At 73.2% G+C, this 8,213-nt stretch carries 6 protein-coding genes and 1 pseudogene; 3 read left to right on the forward strand and 4 right to left on the reverse strand.

Going from position 1 to position 8,213, the window contains the following annotated elements; all coding sequences use genetic code 11:
* Positions 1 to 1,176: DUF6716 putative glycosyltransferase (locus GPJ59_RS30040; protein ID WP_219671067.1), on the reverse strand; the 1,176-nt coding region annotated here is incomplete at its 3' end.
* Positions 1,177 to 1,352: 176 nt separating this feature from the next.
* Between GPJ59_RS30040 and GPJ59_RS30045 the strand changes: the two genes are divergently transcribed.
* Together GPJ59_RS30045 and GPJ59_RS30050 are read left to right on the forward strand one after the other, a co-directional pair.
* Positions 1,353 to 2,339: a glycosyltransferase family 2 protein gene (locus GPJ59_RS30045; protein ID WP_219671068.1), complete on the forward strand. Its 987-nt coding sequence runs from the start codon at positions 1,353 to 1,355 to the stop codon at positions 2,337 to 2,339.
* A 29-nt stretch (positions 2,340 to 2,368) separates the two neighbouring features.
* Positions 2,369 to 3,889, forward strand: coding sequence for an alpha-2,8-polysialyltransferase family protein (locus GPJ59_RS30050; protein ID WP_219671072.1), 1,521 nt, complete (start codon positions 2,369 to 2,371; stop codon positions 3,887 to 3,889).
* Positions 3,890 to 3,959: 70 nt separating this feature from the next.
* Here the strand turns inward: GPJ59_RS30050 and leuE are convergent, their stop codons facing one another.
* Both leuE and GPJ59_RS30060 read right to left on the reverse strand, forming a co-directional pair.
* The gene (gene leuE / locus GPJ59_RS30055; protein ID WP_219671069.1) at positions 3,960 to 4,631 is read right to left on the reverse strand and encodes a leucine efflux protein LeuE; all 672 of its coding nucleotides are present in this window, start codon (positions 4,629 to 4,631) and stop codon (positions 3,960 to 3,962) included.
* Positions 4,632 to 4,675: 44 nt separating this feature from the next.
* Entirely contained in the window at positions 4,676 to 6,256 is a 1,581-nt protein-coding gene (locus GPJ59_RS30060) for an acyl-CoA mutase large subunit family protein (protein WP_219671070.1), read from the reverse strand.
* A gap of 175 nt (positions 6,257 to 6,431) precedes the next feature.
* On the opposite strand from GPJ59_RS30060, the gene GPJ59_RS30065 reads away from it, so the two are divergent.
* Positions 6,432 to 7,307, forward strand: coding sequence for a L,D-transpeptidase family protein (locus tag GPJ59_RS30065; protein ID WP_219671071.1), 876 nt, complete (start codon positions 6,432 to 6,434; stop codon positions 7,305 to 7,307).
* Positions 7,308 to 7,728: 421 nt separating this feature from the next.
* Here the strand turns inward: GPJ59_RS30065 and GPJ59_RS30070 are convergent.
* A pseudogene (locus tag GPJ59_RS30070) lies at positions 7,729 to 8,213 on the reverse strand (hypothetical protein); the annotation flags it as partial.

Here is an 8,213-nt window from a genome sequence, read left to right on the forward strand (position 1 = left end):
CACCCCGCTCGGCAGCGGACAGCCGTCGGGGCCCAGGTGGTGGCGGGCGAGGATCCCGGGCAGGTAGCCGGGGGCGGTGGTGGCCGTGTAGTACGGGGCGACCGGCGGGAGCGCGGGCAGCGCGCACAGCCCGGCCACCCGGGCGCGGGCCTCGGCGAAGGCCTCCTCGCCGCCCCCGACGCCCTGTGCGGCGAGCCAGTCGGGGTCGCCCTCGGGCAGCTGCCCGGCGTCGAGGTCGTCCCAGGAGGCCAGGCAGCCGGAGCCGAGGAAGTGGTGGTTGCCGAGTGCCTCGCGGATGCCGAGGTCGGTGAGGACGGCCGTCGGGATGCCCCGGTGCAAGGACTCCAGTGCGGCCGTCGAGGAGACGGTCACCAGCAGGTCGGTGCGGTCCAGGACCTCGCCCATGTTCCCGTAGACCAGGCGGCAGTTGGCGGGCAGGCCGCCCGGCAGCCGCTCCGCGAGCCGCTGGTAGGGCAGCTCCTCCAGGTGCGTGGTGTGCTCGCCGGGCTTGCTGCGCAGCTTGACCAGGACCTCCCGGTCGGGGTGGAGCCGCGCGTGCTCGGCGGCCCGGCGCAGCAGGTAGGTCCGGTCGGCCCTGCTCTCGGGTACGGAGGGCTGCACGGCGAGGACGACCGTGCGGGCCCGGCCGCTGCCGGCCGGTTCGTACGGGGCGCCGTCCAGGAAGGGCAGCGTGGTCTCGGTGACGGCCGAGGCGTCCGCGCCCACCCCCGCGTACACGGCGCGGAAGCGGTCCGCGTCGGCGGGCGAGTTGGCGAGGACCAGGTCGGCGCCGTGCCGCAGCAGCAGCCCGTCGGCGAGCTTTTCGTAGACGACGCCGACGTAGCCGGTGACGAACACCGGGCGCGCGGCCTCGTCCGGCCACAGGGCGCGGACGCCGTGCAGGACGGCCTGGACGGCGCCGCCGACGAGGGCGAGCACGACCACGTCGTAGCGCTCGCGCCGGATCTCGGCGAGGAACTCCGCGCAGGTCACCTCGGTCAGCCGGTCGGCCTCGACCCCCACCTCACCGAGCTGGCGCGCCGTCGGTGTGGCGCGGCCGCGCAGCAGGAATCCGGTGAGGGACGGTCCGGGCGCGAGGCGGCGGGCGGTGAGTGCGCCCCATTTCCATCGCGTATCGGAATCGGCGAGTACGGCGACCCGTTTCGGTTCTGGCACGGCCCAGAAGCTAGGGCGGAATTCCGGTGATCGTCCCAACGACCGCGCAACGGCGAGTGAACAGCCCGTCTACGAATTGCGAATCCAGGCCGGTTAACACGTCCGCCGCCTGCCGTTCATGTGCATTCCGCATGCGGGCCACGGCGAATGCCGTAGCAGGACTTAATCTCTCGCGGGTGCTCACGCTCTCTGTCGTCGTGCCGTTCTACAACGTGCAGACATACGCGCCGGATGTCCTGAAAAGCCTCGAACTCAACGCCCGGGACGACTTCGAGTTCCTCCTCGTCGACGACTGCTCGACGGACGGGACGCCGGAGCTGCTGGAGCGGGCGGCAGCGGCGGGCGGGGTGCCGGGCGCCCGGCTGATCGCGCGGGGGACGAACGGCGGGCTGGCGACGGCGCGGAACACCGGCCTGGACGCGGCCCGTGGCCGGTACATCGCCTTCCTGGACGGCGACGACTGGCTGGCGCCCGGGCACTTCGCCCGCACGCTGGCCGCGATCGAGGCCCTGAACTGCGATTTCGTCCGTACCGACCATGTCCGGGTGACGGGCCGGGCGCGCACGGTGCAGCGGGTCCCGTTCGGGCCGCAGGACGTGGTCGCCGATCCGCGCACGGCGATCGGGCCGGCCGAGCGGTCCACGTCGGTGGACTATCCGTACGCGTGGGCCGGGATGTACCACCGGCGGCTGCTGGACGCCGGGCTGCTGCACTTCACCGACGGGCTGCGCACGGCGGAGGACCGGCCGTGGATCTGGCGGCTGCACCGGGAGGCGGCGTCGTTCGCGGCGGTGGGATCGGCCGGAGTCTTCTACCGGCGCGGCGTTTCCACCTCGTTGACGCAGATCGGCGACGAACGCCAGCTCGATTTCATCAGGGCATTTGATCAAGTGCTGTCCGAAACGGCACAGGACCGGGAGGCCGGAATTCTGCTCCCGAAAGCCGTGCGCACATATTGTGCGATCATCGCGCACCATGTCGGATCCATCGAAAGGTTCGAACCGGCCGTGGCCAAGAAACTCCGCTCGATGAGCGCGGACGCCCTGCGCAGAATGCCGCAGAAGGTGCTGGACGACGTCCTGCAGGCGATGGACGCGGAACGCTCCGTCCTGCTGCGCCGGCTGCGCCGCCGCTCCGGCCTCGCGGGGGCGGCCGCCCGATGACCGGACCCACCTCGGCCGCCGACCGGGCGATGACCGATCCCGCCTCGGCCGCCGACCGCCTGACGGACTGCCGCCCGGCTTCCGACCGCCCGGCTTCCGACCGCCCGGCGGCCGGACCCACCACGGCCGCCGGCCGCCGCCGCACCACGCAGGTCTTCCTCGCGTCCACCCTCTACGGCACCGCCACCCTCGCCGCCGCCCTCGACGCCGGCTGCTTCCCGCCCGCCGCCCGCCGGATCCTGCTGACCAGCAACAACGCGCCGATCCCCGAGGTCGCCCCGGGCATCGCGCAGATGCCCGGCTTCGACTCCCTGCGCACCCGCTTCGACGAGGTCCGCGACTGGAACGAGGTCATCGCCCCCTTCCACCCCAGCGCCTGGGCCCCGCGCAGCGAGGACGCCCCGCTGTGGGAACGGCAGCTGCGCGCGCTGTGGGGCCTGGGCGAGGACCGCATCGAGCTCGTGGTGGAGTCCCTCCAGGTCTCCCCCGCCCAGGCGCTGTGCCAGCTCTTCCCCGGCGCCGGCATCGAGGTCTACGCCGACGGGCTGATGAGCTACGGACCCACCCGCTTCAAGCTCGACCCGCAGATCGGGGTCCGGGTGCGGCGCGTGCTGCACCTGGACCTGGTACCGGGTCTGGAGCCGCTGCTGCTCACGGAGTTCGGCGTGCCCGCCGAGCTCGTACCGCAGGAGGCCTTCTGCAAGGTGCTCGCCGAACTGGCGGATGCGGACACCGGAACCGCTGCGGTGGCAGCTGCCGGACCCGGCCCGGCCGCCGGCGCCCCGCCCCGGGACGAGGCGGCTGCGCACGGTCCCGCCCTCCTGCTCGGCCAGTACCTCTCGGCCCTCGACCTGCTCTCCGCGCGCGAGGAGGAGGAGCTCCACGCCGAGATGGTCCGCGGCGTGCACGCCCTCGGCCACCGCGACGTCGTCTTCAAGCCGCACCCGAGCGCCCCGGCCCGGGCCGCCGGCCTGGCCGCCGCCGAGGCCGCGAGGCTCGGGGTCCGCTTCACCGTGGCGGCCACCCCGGTGCTGGCCGAGGTGCTCTACCAGCGGCTGCGCCCGGCGCTGGTCGTCGGCTGCTTCTCCACCGGGCTGCTCACCGCCGCCACGCTGTACGGGCTGCCCGTCGCGCGCACCGGCACCGGCCCGGTCCTGGCCCGGCTGGCCCCGTACCAGAACAGCAACCGGGTCCCGCTGGCCCTCGTGGACGCCCTGCTGCCGGACCTGGCCGACGCCGACGCCGTACGGGGCTGGCTGCCGCCCGGGCCGGGGCGGGTGCGCGAGGAGCTCACCGGGCTGGTCACCGCCGTGGGCTTCACCATGCAGCCGCAGGTGCTGGCCGCCCGGCGGGCCGACGCCGAGCGGTACCTGGCCACCCGCCTGGACGCGCGGACCTGGCGGTACTTCACGCGCCGGCGGCTGACCTCCCTGGCCCTGCCCGGCGGCATCCCGGCCCAGCTCTCGTTCCTCCCGGGCAGCCCCGCCCTGCGCCGGGCGGTCCGCCAGGTCCGCCGGCTGCGCCGGGCGGCCCTGGGCCGCACCCGGTGAACCCGGCCGGCCCGGCGCGCCGGACGGCCTGCGCCGGGCCCTCGGCCGACGGCAGCCCCCCGGCGCGGGCTCAGCCGACCGCGAGCTTGGCCGCGAAGCCGAGGAAGAGCACGCCCGCGGCCGAGGTCGCCCCGGCCGACAGCCGCTTGCGCCGCCGGAAGGCGGCGGACAGCCGGGCGCCGCTGAATATCAGCGTGCTCAGGTAGGTGAAGCTGGCCAGCTGCGCCAGGGTGCCGAGCAGCAGGAAGGACAGCGCCGGGTAGGCGTAGTCGGGGTCGACGAACTGCACGAAGAAGGAGAGCAGGAACAGGATCGCCTTCGGGTTCAGCAGGCTCACCACGAGCGCCCGCCGGTACGGCCGCTCCGCCGCCCGGCCGGATTCCACCCCGGCGCCCTCACCGCCGGCGGGCTCCGACTCCGCCCGGACCGCGGTGTGCCGGGTACGCCACATGCTCCAGGCGGCCCGCATCATCCCGACGGCGATCCACGCCAGGTACCCCGCGCCGAGCACCTTCACGACGGCGAACAGCAGCGGGCTGGCCTGGAGCAGCGCCCCCGCGCCGACCGCGGTCAGCACCATGAGCACCGTGTCCCCGGTGAACACCCCGCAGGCGGCCCGGTACCCGTCGCGCACCCCGCGCCGGGAGGCGACGGAGAGCACGTACAGCGAGTTCGGGCCGGGCAGCAGAATGATCAGCAGCAGCGCGGCGAGATAGGTCGGCAGATCGGTGACACCCAGCATGGCCAGGAGTGTCGCATACGTTTGCCCCTGACGCCCTGGGTGTTTCACCAGCTGGAATCGGCCGGGGTGTAGGTCCCCCAGACCTCCCGCAGCGCCGTGCAGACCTCGCCGACCGTGGCCCGTGCCCGCAGGGCCTCCTTCATCGGGTGGAGCACGTTGCCGCTCCCGCCCGCCGCCTCCCGCAGCGCGGCCAGCCCCGCTTCGACCGCCGCCCCGTCCCGCTCGGCGCGCAGCCGTGCCAGCCGCTCGACCTGCCGGGCCTCGATGGCCGGATCGACGCGCAGCGGCTCGTACGGCTCCTCCTCGGCCAGGGCGAACCGGTTGACGCCGACCACCACCCGCTCGCCGCGGTCGGTCTCCTGGGCGATCCGGTAGGCGTTCCGCTCGATCTCGGCCTTCTGGAAGCCCTGCTCGATGGCCGCGACCGCGCCGCCGAGCTCGGCCACCCGGTCCATGAGCGCGACCGCGACCTCCTCCAGCTCGTCCGTCATCCGCTCCACCACGAAGCTGCCGGCGAACGGGTCGACGGTGTGCGGGACGTCCGTCTCGTACGCGAGGACCTGCTGGGTGCGCAGTGCCAGCCGGGCCGCCTTGTCCGTGGGGAGCGCGATGGCCTCGTCGTAGGAGTTGGTGTGCAGCGACTGGGTCCCGCCGAGCACGGCGGCGAGCCCCTGGACGGCGACCCGGACGAGGTTCACCTCCGGCTGCTGGGCGGTCAGCTGGACCCCGGCGGTCTGGGTGTGGAAGCGCAGCATCAGTGACTTGGGGTCGCGGGCGCCGAACTCCTCGCGCATGACGCGGGCCCAGATCCGGCGCGCGGCCCGGAACTTGGCGACCTCCTCCAGGAGGGTGGTGCGGGCCACGAAGAAGAAGGACAGCCGGGGCGCGAAGGCGTCGACCTCCATGCCGGCCCGGAGCGCCGTACGGACGTACTCGATGCCGTCGGCCAGGGTGAAGGCGACCTCCTGCGCGGGCGAGGCGCCGGCCTCGGCCATGTGGTAGCCGGAGATGGAGATGGTGTTCCAGCGGGGGATCTCGGCGCGGCAGTAGCGGAAGGTGTCGGCGACCAGCCGCAGGGAGGGGGCGGGCGGGAAGATGTACGTGCCGCGCGCGATGTACTCCTTGAGCACGTCGTTCTGGACCGTGCCCGTCAGGCGGTGGGCGGGGACGCCCTGTTCCTCGGCGACGAGCTGGTAGAGCAGCAGCAGGATCGCGGCCGGGGCGTTGATGGTCATCGAGGTGGAGACCTGGTCGAGCGGGATGCCGGCGAAGAGTTCGCGCATGTCCTCGACGGAGTCGACGGCCACCCCGACCTTGCCGACCTCGCCGTGCGCGGGGGGCGCGTCGGAGTCGTACCCCATCTGCGTCGGCAGGTCGAAGGCGACGGACAGCCCGGTGGTGCCGGCCTCGATGAGCCGGCGGTAGCGGGCGTTGGACTCGGCGGCGGTGCCGAAGCCGGCGTACTGGCGCATGGTCCACGGGCGGCCGGTGTACATCGTGGGGTAGATGCCGCGGGTGAACGGGTAGAAACCGGGTTGCCCCAGTTTGACCGCCGGGTCCCACTCCGTCAGGGCCTCGGGGCCGTAGACGGGTTGGATCGGCAGGCCGCTCTCGGTGAGTGCCATGTGTGACCAAGTCCTCCGTAGTGCCATCGGGCCCGGTGCTGATAGAACCGTCCCCGCGAACGGCCCCCGGTCACAATGGCGCAACATTGCGGGACTGTGCGCAACCATCCACGCCACCCATTCATCGTCTAGACAGACGCCGTAGAGAAATCCGGGGGGAACCATGCACCGCCAGATGCACCGCCAGAGAGTCATGCTCCGCACGTTCGGAGTCGCCGCCGCCGTCGCGCTCGCCGCGACCGCCTGCGGGCCGCAGAAGTCGGACCCGAAGGGCGCCGGCTCCGTGGCCCCGTCCGCGTCCGCGGCGGGCAACACCCCCGAGAGCTCCCCGTCCACCGACGCCAAGCCCGGCGAGTCCTCGCCGTCGCCGTCGGCGTCCGCGTCGGCCTCGCCCTCGGCGTCGGCCTCACCCGCCGTCAAGGCGATCATGTCGAACGGCGACGACAGCGAGCAGGTGCGCGAGCTCCAGGCGCGCCTGAAGCAGCTCGGCCTGCTCAAGACCGACCCCACCGGCTTCTACGGCACGAAGACCACCGCGGCCGTCAAGGCGTTCCAGACCAAGCACAAGCTGACCGCGCACGGCGCGGTCGACAAGGAAACCTGGAAGAAGATCCAGGAGACCACCAAGAAGCCCACCGCCGACGAGCTGAACCCGCCGGCCCCGGTCAACCAGGCCGACGCTCCGGACCCGCGCTGCATGCAGGGCCGTGTGATGTGCATCAGCAAGGAGAGCCGCACGCTGTCCTGGATGATCGACGGCAAGGTCATATCCACGATGGACGTCCGCTTCGGTTCCGAGAACACCCCGACCCGTGAGGGCCTGTTCAAGGTGGACCGGAAGGAGAAGGAGTGGACGTCCACGCTCTACCACACGTCCATGCCGTACTCGATGTTCTTCAGCGGCGGCCAGGCGGTGCACTACTCGGCCGACTTCGCGGCCCGCGGCTACAACGGCGCCTCGCACGGCTGTGTGAACGTCCGCGACAAGGGCAAGCTCGCATCGATGTTCGCGCAGGTCAACGTGGGCGACAAGGTCGTCGTCTACTGGTGATGCGCCGCGCGCCGCAGCGGCCGGCCGGGCAGGCCGGCCGTGGCGGTAGGCCGTGGCGGTAGGCCGTGGCGGTAGGCCGTGGCGGTAGGCCGTGGCGGTAGGCCGTGGATCGGGTCGATCGGAGAGACCGGGCCCGGTGCAGGTGTACCCAGCGGACGTACCCGGCGTCCGGCATCGGCCGTGGCGGCCGGCTGATCGGCCGCGGAGATCGGTCGTAAGACCCGGGAGGATCGGTCGTAAGACCGGGAGATCGGTCGTAAGAGGGGCGCGGGCGGGGCCGGGGGAACGTGCCCCGCCCGCGCCGGTTGCGCAGAGCCCAGGGGTACGGGGGGAACCCCGGCTCTTGCGCCGCCGATGACCAGTCGGCTCGTTATGTACTGCGCCGGCGCTTCGAAAAGTGTTACACCGGCCGCGAAGCCGTTCAGCGACGCAGGTCGCCGTCCTCCGGCAGCGGCGTCCTCAGCGGCGTCGGGGCCTGGAGGATGTCGCTGCCGCTGGGCTTCTTCGTGCCCGAGCCGTCGGTGTCGCGGTTGCCGTCCTCGCCGCCCGTGCTGCTGTCGCGGCCGGCGGTCCCGCCGCCCTCGCCGCTCTCCATCAGCGTCTGGCAGAAGCGGGAGATGGCCTGCGTGCCGCGGGCCAGCTTCGCGAGCCGGTCGCGCTGGTCGTCGGTGATCCGGCCCGCGCGGTAGTCCTTGCACAGGTCCAGGGCGCGGTAGCGGCTCTCCCGCTCCCTCTCGCGGTTCTGCTCGGGCGTGCGGGCGGTGCCCTCGGTGGAGGGGTCGTTGCCCGGGCCGCCGGTGAAGCCGTCGCGGTCGTCCTGGCCGCCCGGGGTGCGCGCCTCGCCGGAGGCGGACGGGTCGGGGCTGCCGCCGCGCAGCGGGCGGTCCGGGCCGCTGGGGCCGGGGC

It is taken from the genome of Streptomyces bambusae, assembly GCF_019400985.1.
GTDB lineage: Bacteria > Actinomycetota > Actinomycetes > Streptomycetales > Streptomycetaceae > Streptomyces > Streptomyces bambusae_A.